This is a genomic window from Microbulbifer mixtoriginis (SeqCode) (genome assembly GCF_052467945.1).
On the sequence record NZ_CP174328.1, the window covers coordinates 4,722,501 to 4,739,497 of the forward strand.

General features: G+C 50.8%; 15 protein-coding genes, 5 tRNA genes and 2 rRNA genes (1 of these 22 only partly in view). 21 read left to right on the top strand and 1 reads right to left on the bottom strand.

Features of this window, described 5'->3' with window-relative positions:
• Together ACJJIJ_RS20515 and rrf are read left to right on the top strand one after the other, a co-directional pair.
• A 23S ribosomal RNA gene (locus tag ACJJIJ_RS20515) occupies positions 1-1,821 on the top strand (it extends 1,061 nt beyond the left edge of the window).
• Positions 1,822-2,025: 204 nt separating this feature from the next.
• Positions 2,026-2,141, top strand: a 5S ribosomal RNA gene (rrf, locus tag ACJJIJ_RS20520).
• 787 nt (positions 2,142-2,928) lie between these two features.
• Here rrf and ACJJIJ_RS20525 read toward each other — a convergent pair.
• Positions 2,929-3,891, bottom strand: coding sequence for a hypothetical protein (locus tag ACJJIJ_RS20525; RefSeq protein WP_252084396.1), 963 nt, complete (start codon positions 3,889-3,891; stop codon positions 2,929-2,931).
• Between the two features lie 153 nt (positions 3,892-4,044).
• Between ACJJIJ_RS20525 and ACJJIJ_RS20530 the strand changes: the two genes are divergently transcribed.
• The 19 genes from ACJJIJ_RS20530 (at position 4,045) to rplL (ending at position 16,805) form a co-directional block, all read left to right on the top strand.
• Complete coding sequence (locus ACJJIJ_RS20530) at positions 4,045-5,505, top strand: alpha/beta hydrolase (protein WP_252084397.1); 1,461 nt, start codon at positions 4,045-4,047, stop codon at positions 5,503-5,505.
• Complete coding sequence (locus ACJJIJ_RS20535; protein ID WP_252084398.1) at positions 5,502-6,257, top strand: ABC transporter ATP-binding protein; 756 nt, start codon at positions 5,502-5,504, stop codon at positions 6,255-6,257. Before ACJJIJ_RS20530 ends, ACJJIJ_RS20535 begins: the two co-directional genes overlap by 4 nt.
• Positions 6,254-7,444, top strand: coding sequence for an ABC transporter permease (locus ACJJIJ_RS20540; protein ID WP_252084399.1), 1,191 nt, complete (start codon positions 6,254-6,256; stop codon positions 7,442-7,444). The genes ACJJIJ_RS20535 and ACJJIJ_RS20540 overlap by 4 nt, the downstream gene beginning before the upstream one ends.
• Positions 7,445-7,469: 25 nt before the next feature.
• Entirely contained in the window at positions 7,470-8,582 is a 1,113-nt protein-coding gene (gene alr, locus ACJJIJ_RS20545) for an alanine racemase (protein WP_252084400.1), read from the top strand.
• A gap of 5 nt (positions 8,583-8,587) precedes the next feature.
• Positions 8,588-9,589 carry a bifunctional biotin--[acetyl-CoA-carboxylase] ligase/biotin operon repressor BirA gene (birA, locus tag ACJJIJ_RS20550; protein ID WP_252084401.1) on the top strand — a complete coding sequence of 334 codons (1,002 nt, stop codon included), beginning with the start codon at positions 8,588-8,590 and terminating at the stop codon, positions 9,587-9,589.
• Positions 9,586-10,323, top strand: coding sequence for a type III pantothenate kinase (locus ACJJIJ_RS20555; protein WP_252084402.1), 738 nt, complete (start codon positions 9,586-9,588; stop codon positions 10,321-10,323). Before birA ends, ACJJIJ_RS20555 begins: the two co-directional genes overlap by 4 nt.
• 15 nt (positions 10,324-10,338) lie before the next feature.
• Positions 10,339-11,028: an SPOR domain-containing protein gene (locus ACJJIJ_RS20560; protein ID WP_252084403.1), complete on the top strand. Its 690-nt coding sequence runs from the start codon at positions 10,339-10,341 to the stop codon at positions 11,026-11,028.
• Between the two features lie 192 nt (positions 11,029-11,220).
• Positions 11,221-11,296 (top strand) — tRNA-Thr (locus ACJJIJ_RS20565).
• Positions 11,297-11,407: 111 nt separating this feature from the next.
• Positions 11,408-11,491, top strand: a tRNA-Tyr gene (locus ACJJIJ_RS20570).
• Positions 11,492-11,551: 60 nt separating this feature from the next.
• Positions 11,552-11,625 (top strand) — tRNA-Gly (locus tag ACJJIJ_RS20575).
• 68 nt (positions 11,626-11,693) lie between these two features.
• Positions 11,694-11,768, top strand: a tRNA-Thr gene (locus ACJJIJ_RS20580).
• Between the two features lie 130 nt (positions 11,769-11,898).
• Positions 11,899-13,092 carry an elongation factor Tu gene (gene tuf / locus ACJJIJ_RS20585; RefSeq protein ID WP_444938303.1) on the top strand — a complete coding sequence of 398 codons (1,194 nt, stop codon included), beginning with the start codon at positions 11,899-11,901 and terminating at the stop codon, positions 13,090-13,092.
• A 101-nt stretch (positions 13,093-13,193) separates the two neighbouring features.
• Positions 13,194-13,269 (top strand) — tRNA-Trp (locus ACJJIJ_RS20590).
• A 116-nt stretch (positions 13,270-13,385) separates the two neighbouring features.
• Positions 13,386-13,754, top strand: a complete 369-nt coding sequence (gene secE, locus ACJJIJ_RS20595; protein ID WP_152451114.1) for a preprotein translocase subunit SecE — start codon at positions 13,386-13,388, stop codon at positions 13,752-13,754.
• A 10-nt stretch (positions 13,755-13,764) separates the two neighbouring features.
• Positions 13,765-14,298 (top strand): transcription termination/antitermination protein NusG, encoded by a 534-nt coding sequence (nusG, locus tag ACJJIJ_RS20600; protein ID WP_252084405.1) that lies wholly within the window; start codon positions 13,765-13,767, stop codon positions 14,296-14,298.
• 158 nt (positions 14,299-14,456) lie between these two features.
• The gene (rplK, locus tag ACJJIJ_RS20605; RefSeq protein ID WP_444938304.1) at positions 14,457-14,888 is read left to right on the top strand and encodes a 50S ribosomal protein L11; all 432 of its coding nucleotides are present in this window, start codon (positions 14,457-14,459) and stop codon (positions 14,886-14,888) included.
• Positions 14,889-15,584: a 50S ribosomal protein L1 gene (gene rplA, locus ACJJIJ_RS20610; RefSeq protein ID WP_152451120.1), complete on the top strand. Its 696-nt coding sequence runs from the start codon at positions 14,889-14,891 to the stop codon at positions 15,582-15,584. It begins immediately after the preceding gene.
• A gap of 279 nt (positions 15,585-15,863) precedes the next feature.
• Positions 15,864-16,358: a 50S ribosomal protein L10 gene (gene rplJ / locus ACJJIJ_RS20615; RefSeq protein WP_020411124.1), complete on the top strand. Its 495-nt coding sequence runs from the start codon at positions 15,864-15,866 to the stop codon at positions 16,356-16,358.
• 78 nt (positions 16,359-16,436) lie between these two features.
• Positions 16,437-16,805 (top strand): 50S ribosomal protein L7/L12, encoded by a 369-nt coding sequence (gene rplL, locus ACJJIJ_RS20620; protein ID WP_252084407.1) that lies wholly within the window; start codon positions 16,437-16,439, stop codon positions 16,803-16,805.
• Positions 16,806-16,997 lie beyond the last annotated feature (192 nt).

A 16,997-nucleotide genomic window follows, 5' to 3' on the forward strand; every position in this document is an offset into this window, starting at 1 on the left:
CTTTAAAGAAAGCGTAATAGCTCACTAGTCGAGTCGGCCTGCGCGGAAGATATACCGGGGCTAAAACTGGTAACCGAAGCTGCGGATGCTCTTAGGAGCATGGTAGAGGAGCGTTGTGTAAGCCGTTGAAGGTGGATCGGGAGGTCTGCTGGAGGTATCACAAGTGCGAATGCTGACATGAGTAACGACAAGGGAGGTGAAAAACCTCCCCGCCGGAAGACCAAGGGTTCCTGTCCAACGCTAATCGGGACAGGGTTAGTCGACCCCTAAGGCGAGGGCGAAAGCCGTAGTCGATGGGAAACAGGTTAATATTCCTGTACTCGCTATTGCTGCGACGGAGTGACGGAGAAGGCTAGGCCAGCATGGCGATTGGTTGTCCATGTTTAAGGTTGTAGGCTGGGGACTTAGGCAAATCCGGGTCCCTAAGGCTGAGAACTGATGACGAAGCCCACTTAGTGGGTGAAGTGGTTGATGCCCTGCTTCCAGGAAAAACTTCTAAGCTTCAGGCAATAGTGAATCGTACTCTAAACCGACACAGGTGGTCAGGTAGAGAATACCAAGGCGCTTGAGAGAACTCTGGTGAAGGAACTAGGCAAAATGGTACCGTAACTTCGGGAGAAGGTACGCCGGTTTTGGTGATGGGACTTGCTCCCTAAGCTGAGGCCGGTCGAAGTGACCAGGTGGCTGCGACTGTTTATTAAAAACATAGCACTCTGCAAACTCGTAAGAGGACGTATAGGGTGTGACGCCTGCCCGGTGCCGGAAGGTTAATTGATGGGGTTAGCTTCGGCGAAGCTCTTGATCGAAGCCCCGGTAAACGGCGGCCGTAACTATAACGGTCCTAAGGTAGCGAAATTCCTTGTCGGGTAAGTTCCGACCTGCACGAATGGCGTAACGATGGCCACGCTGTCTCCACCAGAGACTCAGTGAAATTGAAATCGCTGTTAAGATGCAGTGTACCCGCGGCTAGACGGAAAGACCCCGTGAACCTTTACTACAGCTTTGCACTGAACTTTGAGCCTACTTGTGTAGGATAGGTGGGAGGCTTTGAAGCAGTAACGCTAGTTATTGTGGAGCCGTCCTTGAAATACCACCCTGGTATGTTTGAGGTTCTAACTCTGGTCCGTTATCCGGATCGAGGACAGTGTATGGTGGGTAGTTTGACTGGGGCGGTCTCCTCCCAAAGAGTAACGGAGGAGTACGAAGGTGCACTCAGCATGGTCGGAAATCATGCAATGAGCATAATGGTATAAGTGCGCTTGACTGCGAGACAGACATGTCGAGCAGGTACGAAAGTAGGTCATAGTGATCCGGTGGTTCTGTATGGAAGGGCCATCGCTCAACGGATAAAAGGTACTCCGGGGATAACAGGCTGATACCGCCCAAGAGTTCACATCGACGGCGGTGTTTGGCACCTCGATGTCGGCTCATCACATCCTGGGGCTGAAGCCGGTCCCAAGGGTATGGCTGTTCGCCATTTAAAGTGGTACGCGAGCTGGGTTTAGAACGTCGTGAGACAGTTCGGTCCCTATCTGCCGTGGGCGTTGGAAATTTGAGAAGAGTTGCTCCTAGTACGAGAGGACCGGAGTGAACGAACCTCTGGTGTTCGGGTTGTCACGCCAGTGGCATTGCCCGGTAGCTATGTTCGGACGGGATAACCGCTGAAAGCATCTAAGCGGGAAGCCTCCTTCAAGATTAGATTTCCCTGACTCCTTGAGAGTCCTAAAGGGCCGTGGAAGACTACCACGTTGATAGGCTGGGTGTGGAAGCGTTGTGAGGCGTTGAGCTAACCAGTACTAATTGCCCGTGCGGCTTGACCATACAACAGAGATGGTTACTAACGACTAGCTAAGCTAGCGGATTGTGGAATGAAAGACACACAATGATCGCTTGCGGTGTATTACTACAGATTGTTTTACCGACTTATTTGGGGTTATCGCCGGTCAACAGACCGAGGCAAACAGCGATAACACGGCAGGCCAAGCAAAATTGCTTATAAGACCAACGCCAACCCAAGCCAGTTTGCCTGACGACAATAGAGTTGTGGAACCACCTGATCCCTTGCCGAACTCAGAAGTGAAACGCAACATCGCCGATGGTAGTGTGGGGCTTCCCCATGTGAGAGTAGGTCATCGTCAGGCTTCTAATCCGAAAAGGGCCACCCAATAGGGTGGCCCTTTTTTTATGTGCAAAAAAATATTGAATGCATCAAAAAATAAAAACAGAGAATAAAAAAATAAATTCAAAATACAGAAAAAATAAAAGCTCAATCGAATTTTTACTCGCAACACTCCCGCCGAAAAATCCAACTCGGTAAAAGCCAATGAAAAAAGCGCAGGCTCTAAAAAGCTCCGAAGAGCCTTCCCTCCTATAAATAAAGCACTTTCTTAAATTTTTTCTGTAAGGAAAAAATGAAAATACAAAAAAATAGCGCGCTTTATTTAATCTGCACCTCAAGCACCACCAAAAAAACACCTGAAATTAAAAAGTGCTCTTTAGCCTAGAAAAATCATTGCGTTGAAAAAAACGGCGCAAAAATACCAATAAAAATACCGGTGATTTTTTGCACGTTTTAATGAACCTGTGCAACCACGGGGCCTGGCGCGGATATACCGCAGTTATGCACAAGTCTATCCAGACTTTCTGTTAATAACGCCAAGCGCTGGAAAGTGGATAAATGGCTGGTGTTTTTTTACCCGTTGAAAAGGGCCCCGCGGAAACAGGGGCCTGAGCGTGGATATCCCTGAGTTATACACAGCTCTATCCATGGATTCTGTTAGTAACAGCCTGTTAATGGAATGGTCATCAGCAGGAAACAGAAATATGCCTTGGTGTTGTGGGTAACTTGGAAGGATGTTCGGGTGTGTGTAAAAGGGGAGTAATAAAAAGCCCCTAGAGAGGGGCTTCAGAAAGTACTTACAACTTGAATTAATTTACCTGCTCATAGGCATTGTCCGGAACTAGATCATACTGCATTTCTTTCAAGCGTAATTCATCAAGGGGAACAAGAGCTGAGGGAAGAGTAAAGTGCCGAATAACTGTACCTGCCTGGCAGTCTATTATCTCAATATCCTCCTGTGTCTCCTGCAGACTATGTAACAAGCCCTTTAGGTGGGTTGCACTGGCATTGGAGAGGGATTGGTAATCATGTGTGCCATTGAGCCTGACAAAACGAGCTTCGGCGCCAGCTTCTTCTATACGGAGCCAGGCAATACCGGCTTCCTTTCCAGGTTCTCCAAAGACTATAGGGCCGAGAGAGTCTTCGTCGACAGGAGCAAAATCTGTGTCGGTTGGGGATAGTAAGGTACCTACCCAAACCCAGCCAGGGAGGCTTATACGGCTAAGCTGCCACTCACACAACCAGACAGTTTGATCGTCATCAATACGAAATTCTCGATAGTCTCTTTGGCTAAGGTAATTGTCAAAGGAGACTTTGGCGGTGGGGTTGTCTCTGCGGAAGCTGTGTAGTTGTTGGGTCATCTCATAATTGACTTCCCAGTGTTTTTTTAATCGCCATTGCATGGGGTATTGTCCCCACTCAACGATATATTCTTCCCGCTCAGAAATGGTTTCAACCACTCGCCAAAAAGCGCCATCAATCAGTATGCAAGTTTCACCAATTTTACATCCTGGCGCGATGATACTGCACTCGGGAGATGCTTCAGAAGCACTGACGATATGCTCAGCACGCCCCTCAATAACTTCATACCAAGGAAAACCGTGGCGCAGGGGGGGAGGAAAAGCCAGTGCTGGTCGGCCACCAAGTAAGCGACGGAAAAGTACAGACTTCTCAATTTCAAGGTCAGAAAGTGTATAGCCCTCCTGCTGGGTGATCTGGCCCCAGGCAAAAGCGGCTCGAATTAAGTGTTTTTCACGGTCTGAAAAGCTCATGGGTGCAGTCATGGGCAAGCTAAAACTGAAACCTTACCACTCAGAGCAGATGGGTGCTAATGCAATTCTTCGAGGTTGAGTGGCTGGGGACAGAGATGTTGGAAGTTGGATACACTGCGAAGCTTGGCACCATAGGTTAAGGAGAATAATAACGTGTTAGGGGTAAACAGTCTTCGAACTGCTATCGCCATATTAAGCGTCTTGTTATTAGCGCCGGTAATAACTGCAAAGGAATTGTCTAATACGCAGGAATGCTATTTGGATGGTTGGCGGCACCCATTAAGGTGCGAGCGAATTTCAGTCGGGCACGGAGATAGCAAGGTAAATTTAGCAGTATTTGTTTCACCGGCTCTAGATGAGACGCAGCGAGAGCCTTTATATCTTCTTGCTGGTGGTCCAGGTCAGGCCGCGAGTGGTTTGATTCCGCTATTGCACACATTCCGAAAAATTAATCAGAACCGGGCAATAGTCATGGTTGACCGGAGGGGAACCGGGCACTCTCGGTCATTTGATTGTGGTATAGATCGGCATACACCAATGGATTTATCACTGATTTCCAAAGAATTGAAGCAGTGTTATCTACAGCAGGCTACTTTTGCTAATTCATTGAGTAGTCGACAAGCGGTTGAGGACCTGGAAAAGGTACGAAAGTATTTTAATCACAAGCAAATATCTCTTTGGGGGGGATCTTGGGGGACCCGAACAGCACTTCTTTATCAACAGTGGCATCCGAACAGTTTGAAAACATTGGTGCTCGATGCGGTTGCACCTATCGATACTAAAGTCTTTCTAAGTGCGGCAGCTGCGGAAGACGCTATTCAAATACTGATGCGTGATTGCAGCTTAGAGCTGAGCTGCTCTAAGTTTGGAAACTGGAGGGAGGTATTGGATAAATTATTAAGTCAATGGGATGAGTCTAAATCTATGGATTTCCCTGATCCTGTGACAGGAAAGCCAATGAAGCATTCAATGTCTCGTTGGGTGCTACAAAATACCATACGTGCCGCCCTTTACTCTCCAGAAGCTGCTGCGCAATTACCCTTTGCTATTCAGCAGGCTGGCTTGGGGAATTATTATCCGCTTGCGGGTATTACTGGTTTATTTCCCGAGTCAGCTTTAGGTATGTTCCTTGGCTTAACGCTTTCTATTGCTTGTGCGGAAGAATTATCCCGTATCAGTGAGGAGGAGATTTTAGCTGATACTAATGGGTCTTTTGCGGGAAATGCTTTTCTTGAGATATTTGAACGTGGTTGTGAAGTTTGGCCTGTTGCCGATCGCTCCTATGCTAAACCACAACATCGAGAGCACCCGGTTTTACTAATTTCCGGGGAAGCCGATCCAATAACGCCTCCAAGATATGCCGAAAAACAACTTGGCTACTTGACCAATAAACAGCATTTAATCATTGCTAGCGGTGGTCATATTAATTCCATGAGAGGTTGTGTACCGCAGTTAATCGAAGAGTTCCTGGACTCTTCAGGGAAAGAATTGGCAACGACTTGTGTTGATGAAATTCACAGGCCACCGTTTGTGAGTGGAATTTATGGGCCAGAGATAATGCAGCGCGTAGCGCCTACCACTACAAGTGGAAAGCTTGGGGAGAATGCACTGTGATTAAGGTTGAGGGGGTAAATAAGCAATTTTCTGGGGTTTCTATACTGCGCAATCTTAGCTTTTCTGTGCCAGATGGTGAGATAACGGCCTTGCTTGGTGCTAACGGTGCTGGAAAGACCACGTGCCTGAGAATAATTGCCGGTCTTTTGAATGCAGATAGCGGCAAAGTTTTTGTTGGTGATATAGACCCTTGTAAAAATCCAAAAGGTGCTCGTAGGCAGCTTGGTATTGTAGGTGATAGGGAGGGGCTTTATGAGCGGCTCACTGTTGCAGAATATTTATCCTTTTTTGCCTGTGCTCAAGGGCTGACTGGGTCAGAATTAGAATTTGCACTGCAATCGGTTAAGGAAGAATTAGAACTATCGAACCTGTGGAATCGCCGAACCAAGGGGTTTTCTCAGGGAGAGCGGATGAAAGTTTCTCTCGCTAGAGCATTGGTGCATCGTCCGAGTCACTTGGTGCTCGATGAGCCAACCCGGGGGTTGGATATACTTGCTGCTCGCCTGTTACGTAAGACGCTTTTGCGCTTGAGGGCAGAGGGAACTGCTGTTTTATTTTCCAGCCATATTATGGCTGAAGTGCTCGAGCTATCCGACAGAGTTCTAGTTATGGCGGGAGGTTCGATAGTGGGGAGCGGGACCCCGGATGAACTTATGCAACAGACTGGCTCCGCAAGCCTTGAGGATAGCTTTGTGGAGCTTGCCTATGGGAATTTGTTAGAAAAAGACAAATGCGGTGAGCCGGTAGGATGAGTTTTAAAAATCTATTTTCTTTGCAGATGCGAGCATTACTTCTTAAAGAGTTACGCGAAGTTTGGCGTGATCGACGCGCCCTAATGATCACACTAGGTTTCACCTTATTGTTCCCTGTGCTGATCATTAGTAGTGGCGCTTTATCTTTGAAGGTAATGTCTGATACCTCCTTTGATGTAGCTATTATTGGGGCTGAGTATGCGCCGCTGTTGGAGGAGCAGTTACAGACAGGGGACTTGCGAATTGAGCGCTTGCAAGATGGGGCTCCTCAAGCGCTTTTAGCAGATACATATGATGTGGTTCTGCGAATAGAGCAAAACTTTACTGAAGATTATCGAAGCCTGTTGTCTCCCAAGATTTATCTGTATGTAAATAGTGCCGATCAGTCTGCGGGGCGTGCTGCACAGCTGGTGCAGCAGCAGTTGGCGCTATTTCAGCAGGTGATTGTGCGACAGCGTTTAGCGGCCAGAGGTTTAGCAACTCAGGTTTTAGCACCGTGGCAGCTTGAGGTGCGGGATGTCAGTACGCCGTCTAGTCGAGGATTGGCAATTTGGGGGCTGATGGTTCCCTTGTTACTGATAATGGCACTGCTAGTGTGTAGTGCGGCCGCTTCTATTGATACTTCTGCTGGGGAGCGTGAGCGCATGACCATCGAGGTATTATTACAGCAGCCTATAAGCAGCTGGCAACTTGTGGTGGCGAAAGCTGTAGCCGTTACCAGTATTGGTTGGTTTGGTGCACTTCTTTCTCTGGCAGTTTTAACTTTATCACTTGGCTTGCTTCCCTTGGCTGAGATTGGTGTCCGCTTTTCAGCTGGCATCAATGAACTGATGGCGATAAGTCTTATTTTACTGCCCTTAGCACTTCTGGTTGCTGTATTGCAGATTCTGTTATCTCTGCGTTCCCGTTCTTTTAAAGATGCTCAGATTCAGCTGAGTATTTTACAGGCTCTACCTGTCACACTGTTAATTGTATTGAAATTGTCCAATATTGAACTGGACTCGCCCTTGTGGCAGTTGACTCCACTTATCGGGCAGCAGCAGTGGTTGAGTGCATTAATGGCTGGTGAGTCCGTTTCTGTCTCCCTGGCGATAGCTGGTTCCCTGGTCACCCTTTCTTTGGTCGGGCTGTGTATATTAGTAGGTGCCCGTGCTTTACGGCGTGAAAGCTTACTTGGGGCAACCTAGCTGGTGAACTGAGAGTTGTAATGGCATGAACGATTTTCGCGAGGGTCTGCTGAGTATCAATTTGCAGTCCATTGCTGACAACTACCTGGATCTGACTAAGCGACTGGCAGCGGGTACTCGCTGTGGCGCAGTAGTCAAAGCGGATGCCTATGGCCTTGGTATGAATCAGGTAGTGCCGGCTCTGTATAGACAGGGTTGCCGAGACTTTTTTGTGGCAACGCAAACGGAAGGGGAGCGCCTGCGTAAAGAGCTGGGTGATAGCGTTCGCATTGTTATCTTGACTGGGGTGCGCACCGGAGCAGAGCTGGAATGTGTACGCGCAGGATTAATGCCGACACTTTTCACACTAGAGCAGTTGCGCAACTGGGTGGATATTTCCGTTAGTGAGGGGATTAAGGCGCCTTGTGCGCTAAAGATAGATTCGGGTATGACTCGCCTGGGTATGTCTCCCGAAGAGTTTGACCTACTGCTAAGAGATAGTCAGTTGTTGCGCTCGGCGGATATTCGTATTTTGCTGAGCCACCTTGCCTGTGCGGATGAACCCCAGCATCCACAAAACAATATTCAGTTGCGTAGCTTTAAAGCGGCTGGGGAAAGATTGAGGGCCCTGTGCCCTGAGGTTCAGCTGAGTCTCGCCAATTCATCGGGTATTTTCCTAGGTGAAGAGTATCACTTTGATATTGCGCGGCCGGGCTCTGCGCTTTATGGCGTCAATCCAATACCCGGGGCCACAAACCCTATGCGCTCAGCTGTGGCACTCAGTCTGCCTATCGTGCAAAAGCGATTTGTCAGCCGTGAACAGTGGGTAGGCTATGGAGCTACCCAACAAATAGCAGCGGGCAGCTGGTTGGCGGTAGCCCGTGGTGGATATGCCGATGGGATAATCCGGGCTCAGGGAGGGCGTGGTTGTGGCTGGGCCTATGGCCGCCAACTGCCGATAATTGGCCGGATTTCCATGGATTCCACAACGTTTGATATTTCTGCTCTCTCTCAAGAGGAGCGGGAATCCCTCCAATCGATTGAGATACTGAATAAAGACCTGACGGTAGATGAGGTGGCTGAATACGCTGGCACCATAGGTTATGAAGTGCTGACCAGCTTAGGGCACCGTTATTTCCGTCGCTATATAAAAAGTTAATTACCTTGCTAGACACTATTAAGAAAAGTCCACTGGAACCATTGCGCCCAGTTTTGGAATTATTGGCTGATGGCGAGACGCACTCTGGTGAGGCGCTCGGATTGGCTCTAGGAGTAAGCCGGGCTGCGGTTTGGAAGCAGTTACAGAAGCTAGAGCAGTACGGATTGGCTTTGGAGTCCATTAAGGGGCAAGGCTATCGCTTGCCTGGTGGTTTGGAGCTCCTGTCCTCAGAAAAAATTTACAGCACATTGGGTGAGCAAGCCGGGGTGCTATTGCGAGAGTTGATGTTATTTGATGAGGTCGACTCCACCAATACCGAGTTGCTATCACTCATGGAGGAGGGAAGAGGACACGGGGTTGCACTGCTCTCCGAGCGGCAGAGTGCCGGGCGCGGTCGTCGTGGTCGGCAATGGGTTAGCCCCTATGGGGCGGGCATCAGCCTATCCATTGGGTGGGAGTTCAATGGGGGGGTTCAATGCCTCGAAGGATTGAGCCTCGCCGTTGGGGTGGCTATTGCCCGGGCATTGGAGCGCTTTTCGGTACCGGATGTTCGCCTCAAATGGCCAAATGATGTTTGGTGTCGCGGTCGAAAGTTATCTGGTGTTTTACTGGAGCTTAAAGGCGATCTTACAGATCGCTGTGCTGTGGTGATTGGTATTGGTTTAAATAGTGGCCTGCGAAGTGAGATTGCCACGGCAATAGATCAGCCATGGGCAGACTTGCAACAAGTGAAGCCCGGAATATCTCGCAATCGATTGGTTGCAGCGATTCTGACTGAGCTGCTACCGCTTTTATACAGCTATACCGAACAAGGTTTTGTTGCTTACCGTGAAGCCTGGATGAAGCTGGATCAGTTTGCTGGGCAAAAGGTTACTCTGCAGGCAGGGAGTCAAACCTGGAGCGGAGTTGCAGTTGGCGTTAGTGAAAAGGGTGCTTTGAAGTTAAATATGGACGGGCAAGTGCAACACTTCCATGGTGGTGAGATTTCTTTACGGGGGCAGGTTTGATTCTCGAACTGGATATCGGTAATACCCGGGGCAAGTGGCGCCTGTTAGATGAATTACAGGTGAGCGCCAGGGGTAGCTTTATGACTGCTGATCTGCGCGATGGGCATTTGCCCGATGGGTGGGATCTGTTGGACCCGCGGAGAGTACGCGTGGTCAATGTGGCGGGACCGCAAGTTGCGGAGACGCTGATCGGGCATATTCAGGAGTTGTTTTCACTTGAGGTGGAGTTTTCGCAGGTTCTGCTGGAATGCGCTGGAGTAGCTTGTGGCTATGATAATCACCGCCTGCTCGGCACTGATCGCTGGCTGGCTATGCTGGCTGCCTATGATCGAGAGCGGCGGGCGGCCCTAATTGTCGACTGTGGCAGTGCGGTCACTCTGGATTTGGTCGACAATAGCGGGCGTCACTTGGGGGGCTACATTGTCCCTGGTGTCGGCCTTATGCAACGTTCTTTGTATCTGGATACTCATGCGGCTAAAAGTGCGCAGGATATTGCTCTAACTGAGTCCCTCGGTGCAGGCCGCAGTACCGATGAAGCCATAAACCGAGGCCTCCTGCTTATGGTACTTGGTGCCATCGATCGTGCACTGGAAGAGTTGCGTGGATACTGTGCTGAAGAACCGCTGTTGTGGTTGACAGGCGGCGATGCCCCAGTGCTGTCAGCTCTTTATCAGCGGGAGCACCATTTGGTTCCTGAGCTGGTAATGGATGGCTTGGCGTTAAGTAATCCTTGAAATAAATAACACCCTATGCGCTGGATAGCTTTTTTCTTAATACTGTTGAATTTCGGCGTCTTTGCTTGGTTTGTTGGTACTTCAACCTCTGATAAAGAGAGAATAAGGGTTGCCGATAAAAGGGCGGAGGTACAGGTCCAGAGTATTGCCCTGGTCAATGAAATATCTCCGCAGAAGCTGTCTCCTGTGCCGGTGGCTCCCATGTCGCCAGCAAAGGCAAGCTCTACTGAGCAGCTCTGCACTTTGCTTGGCCCATTTGCGGAGGAGTTATTTGGAGAGGCGATAGTACAGCGCTTAAAGTCCCTGCAGGTTTCTGCCGTATTGCGAGATGTGGAGATGCAAGGGCAGATGCGTTACTGGGTTTTTCTGCCACCATTGAATTCCAGGCGAGAAGCCTACAACCGTTTACGAGAATTGCAGGCACAGGGAATAGATAGTTATGTGATCCCCAAGGGTGCGTTGGCTGATGGTATTTCCTTTGGCATTTTCAGCGAGCGTTCGCGTGCTGAATCTCTGACAGGTGAGTTGATTGAGAAAGGCATACGGGCTCAATTCCGCGAGGAGCCTCAGACCCACGCCGAACGCTGGATCGTATTGGCGCCAGGTGCCTCAGATAGTTTAGCCCCGGATTTTTGGTTGCAGTTGCAGCAAGAGCATCCCGAGCTGGATCGTCGCCGTAATCTTTGTGCAGAAGTATCCGGTTGATGGGGTTGGGCTAGAGGTCTAGGTCCCCAGCCGTGAAACAAGGTTCACCGTATTTTTCTATACGTGGCAACAGGCGACATAAAAATTCTGATTTTTCTGCAAAAAGGGTGTTGCGTGTCGGGATAACTTCCCATAGAATCCCGCCTCCATTGACGAGGGTGACTATTCAACTTCGGCAATGGACGGGATAGGGCTGGCGTAGCTCAGTTGGTAGAGCAGCTGACTTGTAATCAGCCGGTCGGGGGTTCGACTCCTCTCGCCAGCTCCATTTTTATCCCGGCGCTGCTCGACATTAGATTTTTCAGCTAAGTCTGTGAAATTTAAAGAAAAAAATGTTGACAGTGCGGCGGAAGGTGTAGAAAATGCACCCCGTATTGAGGCAGGGGTTCCCGAGTGGCCAAAGGGATCAGACTGTAAATCTGACGCGAAAGCTTCGGTGGTTCGAATCCACCCCCCTGCACCATTTTTTACACCGTAAGGTGTTGCCGGCAAGACAGGTAGTTTTGTCTGGAGGCTCCCGCAAGCGGGCATAGTTCAATGGTAGAACCTCAGCCTTCCAAGCTGATGATGCGGGTTCGATTCCCGCTGCCCGCTCCAACTATGGGTTCGGCTGGAATGCTCTCCAAAATGGCAAGCCTTGTGGTCGCCTAGGAAGGCGTTGATTTGCTCATGTAGCTCAGGGGTAGAGCACACCCTTGGTAAGGGTGAGGTCGGCGGTTCAAATCCGCCCATGAGCTCCATTTTTCAATAGCCGCAAGAGTGAGAGCTCTTGCGGTTGTTTGTGTCCGGGGTCGGGCTTTTCCGGGTCGGATGCGCATGTTCTGTACGTGGGTGGTGCCGTTAGCGGCTCATCTATATTAGGAGGCTGCAATGGCAAAAGAAAAGTTTGAACGTTCCAAGCCCCACGTGAACGTGGGCACCATCGGTCACGTTGACCACGGTAAAACCACCCTGACCGCTGCTCTGACCCGCGTATGTGCGGAAGTTTGGGGCGGTGACGCTGTTGCTTTTGACGGTATCGACAATGCTCCGGAAGAGCGTGAGCGCGGTATCACCATCGCTACTTCTCACGTTGAGTACGAGTCCCCGACTCGCCACTACGCCCACGTAGACTGCCCGGGACACGCCGACTACGTTAAGAACATGATCACCGGTGCTGCTCAGATGGACGGCGCTATCCTGGTATGTTCCGCTGCTGACGGCCCCATGCCGCAGACTCGTGAGCACATCCTGCTGTCCCGTCAGGTAGGTGTACCTTACATCGTTGTATTCCTGAACAAGGCGGACATGGTAGACGACGAAGAGCTGCTCGAGCTGGTAGAAATGGAAGTTCGCGAACTTCTGGACCAGTACGAGTTCCCGGGTGACGACACTCCGATCATCGTTGGTTCCGCTCTGATGGCCCTGAACGGCGAAGACGACAACGAAATGGGTACTACCGCTGTTAAGAAGCTGGTAGAAACTCTGGACGAGTACATCCCTGAGCCGGAGCGTGCAGTAGATCAGCCGTTCCTGATGCCGATCGAAGACGTATTCTCCATCTCTGGCCGTGGTACCGTAGTAACTGGTCGTGTAGAGCGTGGTGTAATCAACACTGGCGACGAAGTTGAGATCGTTGGTATTAAAGAAACCGCCACCACTACCTGTACTGGTGTTGAAATGTTCCGCAAGCTGCTCGACGAAGGTCGTGCTGGTGAGAACATCGGTGCGCTGCTGCGTGGTACCAAGCGTGACGAAGTAGAGCGCGGTCAGGTGCTGGCTAAGCCGGGCTCCATCACTCCGCACACCAAGTTCGAAGCGGAAGTGTACATCCTGTCCAAGGACGAAGGTGGTCGTCACACCCCGTTCTTTAAAGGCTACCGTCCTCAGTTCTACTTCCGTACTACCGACGTAACTGGTGCGGTTGAGCTGCCGGAAGGCACTGAAATGGTAATGCCGGGCGACAATATTCAAATGGTTGTTACCCTGATCGCTCCGATCGCCATGGAAGACGGCCTGCGCTTCGCTATCCGCGAAGGTGGTCGTACCGTAGGTGCGGGCGTTGTTGCTAAGATCATTGAGTAATCTTTGATCTTCGTGTCGCCAGGGTTCCCTGGTGGCGCAGTAGATAAGAGGGTGGTCTGTAGCCCTCTTTATCTTCGGGTGCTAAGGCATCCAAGCTGTACAGGCCAGTAGTTCAATTGGTAGAGCACCGGTCTCCAAAACCGGGTGTTGGGGGTTCGAGTCCCTCCTGGCCTGCCATTTTAAACACTCCACTTGAAATAAGTTTAGGGGTGTCGCAAGACCCTACTTGTCAGTGGGGCTTTTGTGTTTTTGAGCACTAAGGGCTTATCTGTAGTGCGCTAAGGGCTTCATATATGAATGCTAAAGCAGAAGCGAAAACCTTTCGTCTTGACGGCCTGAAATGGCTGCTAATAGTGCTGCTGGTTGGTGGTGCTGTAGCGGGCAATTCTTATTATGCCGAATTCCCCCTGATTTACCGCGTGCTGGCAGTGACTGCAATCTGCCTGGCTGCCCTGGTTGTCGCGGTGAATACTGCGAAGGGTAATGCACTCTGGCAACTGTTGCGCGAAGCGCAAACGGAAGTCAGGCGCGTGGTTTGGCCGACTCGTCAAGAGGCCACCCAGACGACTGTGATTGTGGTGGTTTTTGTGTTGATTATGGCGCTAATTCTCTGGGCGCTGGACTCCGCTTTAGGTTGGGCGGCATCCAAACTCATCGGCTAAAGGTTGATACATGTCAAAGCATTGGTATGTGGTCCAGGCTTACTCGGGCTATGAGAAGCGTGTAGCTAGCTCTCTCAAGGAGCGAATTGAGCTGCACGAAATGGATCACCTGTTTGGTGAAGTGCTGGTTCCCACCGAAGAAGTGGTGGAGATGCGAGCAGGGCAAAAGCGCAAGAGTGAGCGCAAGTTCTTCCCCGGTTATGTCCTGGTGGAAATGGAACTGAATGACGATACTTGGCACTTGGTAAAAGAAACTCCTCGAGTGCTCGGTTTTATCGGAGGCAAGGCGGATAGGCCGGCCCCGATCACTGATCGCGAAGCGCAGGCTATCCTGAATCGAATCGACGATTCCGCCGATAAGCCCAAGCCCAAGACCCTATTTGAGCCAGGTGAAATGGTTCGGGTTATCGATGGTCCGTTTAACGATTTCAACGGTGTGGTCGAAGAGGTCAACTACGAGAAGAGTCGCTTGCGAGTGGCTGTGTTGATCTTTGGACGCTCCACCCCAGTTGAACTGGAGTTCAGTCAGGTAGAGAAAACCTGATTCCAGTATAAATTTTTTGCCCTCTTTCGCCGCAAGGTGGAAGGGGGTTTTCGCGTCCCCGGAAAATAGATTTTATTGGTCGGGGCGGGGAGCCAGTTGCAGTAACCATTAACGGTTAGGTGTAGCGGGCGTTACCACCCATCTAGAGGAGAGCTGTAATGGCTAAGAAAGTAGAAGCTTATATCAAGCTGCAAGTTAAGGCCGGTCAGGCCAACCCAAGTCCGCCCGTTGGTCCTGCACTGGGTCAGCACGGCGTGAACATCATGGAATTCTGTAAGGCGTTCAACGCCCAGACTCAAGGCCTTGAGCCGGGTCTGCCGGTGCCGGTTGTGATCTCTGTATACAACGATCGTTCCTTCACCTTCATCATGAAGTCCCCGCCCGCCGCAGTACTGCTGCGCAAGGCCGCCAAGATCAAGAGTGGTTCCGGTCGCCCGAATACCGACAAGGTCGGTAAGGTTACCCGCGCTCAGATCGAAGAGATCGTAGAAATGAAAAAGGCTGACCTGACTGCATCCGATATGGACGCGGCCGTGCGCACAATCGCCGGTTCCGCACGCAGTGCCGGTATCGAAGTGGAGGGTCTCTAAGTGGCTAAATTGAGCAAGCGTCAGCGCGTAATCGCTGAGAAAGTTGAAGCTGGTAAAGCATACGGCATCGAAGAAGCCGTAGCTCTGCTGAAAGAGCTGTCCAACGTTAAGTTTGCAGAGACTGTAGACGCTTCTGTAAACCTGGGTATCGATCCGCGTAAATCCGACCAGGCTGTTCGCGGTGCGACCACTCTGCCGCACGGTACTGGTAAAGAAGTTCGCGTAGCTGTTTTCACCCAGGGTGCAAACGCTGATGCCGCTAAAGAAGCGGGCGCTGACCTGATCGGTATGGACGAGCTGGCTGCCGACGTTAAAGCGGGCAAGATGGACTTCGACGTAGTAATCGCTTCTCCCGATGCGATGCGCGTTGTAGGTCAGCTGGGTCAAATCCTCGGCCCGCGCGGCCTGATGCCGAACCCGAAGACTGGCACTGTAACTCCAGACGTTGCTACCGCAGTTAAAAATGCCAAAGCTGGTCAGGTGCGTTTCCGCGCTGACAAAGGCGGCATCATCCACGGTGGTATCGGCAAAGTTGCTTTCGATGCGAACTTGCTGAAAGAGAACTTGGAAGCTCTGGTAGCAGACCTGAAGAAGGCCAAGCCGGCTTCTGCAAAAGGTGTGTACCTGAAGAAGATCACCCTGAGCACCACTATGGGCCCAGGTCTGGTTATCGACCAGTCTTCCCTGAACATCTAATTGAAGCTGTGCGCTGACACTGTTGGCGCATAGTAAATCGAACTTTGGGGTCCACTTGATGCTTAGGCAGAAATGTGGGCCGTCAAAGACCGTAGGTGCCAGATGCGTTGAGGTTTAACGTGTCTGGCTTAATCCAAATCTCGGCCAGGTTGGCCGTTGAGAGGTTTGAGCCTACGCAGACGGTGTCGCCCAAACCAGTATTTTTACTGGATTTGAGCTTTATGCACCGGAACGGATCGGGCTTTGAGCCCGGTTTTTTTCAAATCCAGGAGTGACACTATGGCTATTGGACTCGAAGACAAGAAAGCGATTGTCGCAGATGTCCAGCAAGCTGCTGAGGGTGCTCTGTCTGCGGTAGTTGCGGATTCCCGCGGCGTTACCGTAAATGACATGACTGCCCTGCGCAAAGAGGCTCGCGAGAACGGCGTTTGGTTAAAAGTCGTCCGCAATACTCTGGCGCGTCGCGCTCTGGCAGGAACCGATTACGAATGTCTGACTGACAAATTCGTAGGTCCTAGCATCATTGCATTCTCTAACGAACACCCAGGTGCCGGCGCGCGCATCCTGAGCCAGTTCGCCAAGGGCAATGACAAGCTGGAACTGAAAGGTGCTGCCTTCGAAGGCGCGATCACCGACGTCGCATTGTTGGCAAGCCTGCCGACTTACGACGAGGCGATCGCCAAGCTGATGAGCGTGTTGAAAGAAGCATCTGCTGGCAAGCTGGTCCGCACTATTGCGGCCGTTCGCGACCAAAAAGAGCAGGAAGCTGCGTAATTGAATTCGCTTTAGCGAATCGCGGTTTCAAAACGAAATACGAGCAGCTACTGCTCAAACCAATTCAGGTAATGACTCATGTCTCTGACTAAAGAAGATATCATCAACGCTGTTGCCGAAATGTCTGTTAAAGACGTTGTTGAGCTGATCGAAGCAATGGAAGAGAAGTTCGGTGTAACTGCTGCAGCAGCAGTTGTAGCCGGCCCGGCTGGTGGCGAAGCTGCCGCTGAAGAGAAAGACTCTTTCGACGTAGTTCTGACTTCTGCAGGCGACAAGAAAGTGAACGTGATCAAGGTTGTTCGCGGCATCACCGGCCTGGGCTTGAAAGAAGCCAAGGCATTGGTTGACGGCGCTCCAAGCCCGCTGAAAGAAGGCGCAACCAAAGACGAAGCTGAAGCCGCTAAGAAAGAGCTGGAAGAAGCTGGCGCAACTGTAGAACTGAAGTAATTCGGTTGTTGCGATTCCCGCTATTGGTCGCCTAAAACGACACATAGCGGTAAGGCTGGTGGACTTTTGTCCGCCGGCCTTTTTGCCGTTTGCGGTACTGAGGTTTTAGCGGTGCCGGCGGTATAAAACCGTGGCAAACCTCATTTAACCATAGCGCAGTTGCGCTGCCCGAAAGCAAGCGGAGAGGTTTCT

What these genes read in the sequence shown, in the direction of transcription:
- ACJJIJ_RS20525 (WP_252084396.1), bottom strand. Translation starts at nt 3,891, where the DNA reads ATGAGCTTTTCAGACCGTGAAAAACACTTAATTCGAGCCGCTTTTGCC.
- ACJJIJ_RS20540 (WP_252084399.1), top strand. Translation starts at nt 6,254, where the DNA reads ATGAGTTTTAAAAATCTATTTTCTTTGCAGATGCGAGCATTACTTCTT.
- alr (WP_252084400.1), top strand. Translation starts at nt 7,470, where the DNA reads ATGAACGATTTTCGCGAGGGTCTGCTGAGTATCAATTTGCAGTCCATT.
- ACJJIJ_RS20560 (WP_252084403.1), top strand. Translation starts at nt 10,339, where the DNA reads ATGCGCTGGATAGCTTTTTTCTTAATACTGTTGAATTTCGGCGTCTTT.
- tuf (WP_444938303.1), top strand. Translation starts at nt 11,899, where the DNA reads ATGGCAAAAGAAAAGTTTGAACGTTCCAAGCCCCACGTGAACGTGGGC.
- secE (WP_152451114.1), top strand. Translation starts at nt 13,386, where the DNA reads ATGAATGCTAAAGCAGAAGCGAAAACCTTTCGTCTTGACGGCCTGAAA.
- nusG (WP_252084405.1), top strand. Translation starts at nt 13,765, where the DNA reads ATGTCAAAGCATTGGTATGTGGTCCAGGCTTACTCGGGCTATGAGAAG.
- rplK (WP_444938304.1), top strand. Translation starts at nt 14,457, where the DNA reads ATGGCTAAGAAAGTAGAAGCTTATATCAAGCTGCAAGTTAAGGCCGGT.
- rplJ (WP_020411124.1), top strand. Translation starts at nt 15,864, where the DNA reads ATGGCTATTGGACTCGAAGACAAGAAAGCGATTGTCGCAGATGTCCAG.
- rplL (WP_252084407.1), top strand. Translation starts at nt 16,437, where the DNA reads ATGTCTCTGACTAAAGAAGATATCATCAACGCTGTTGCCGAAATGTCT.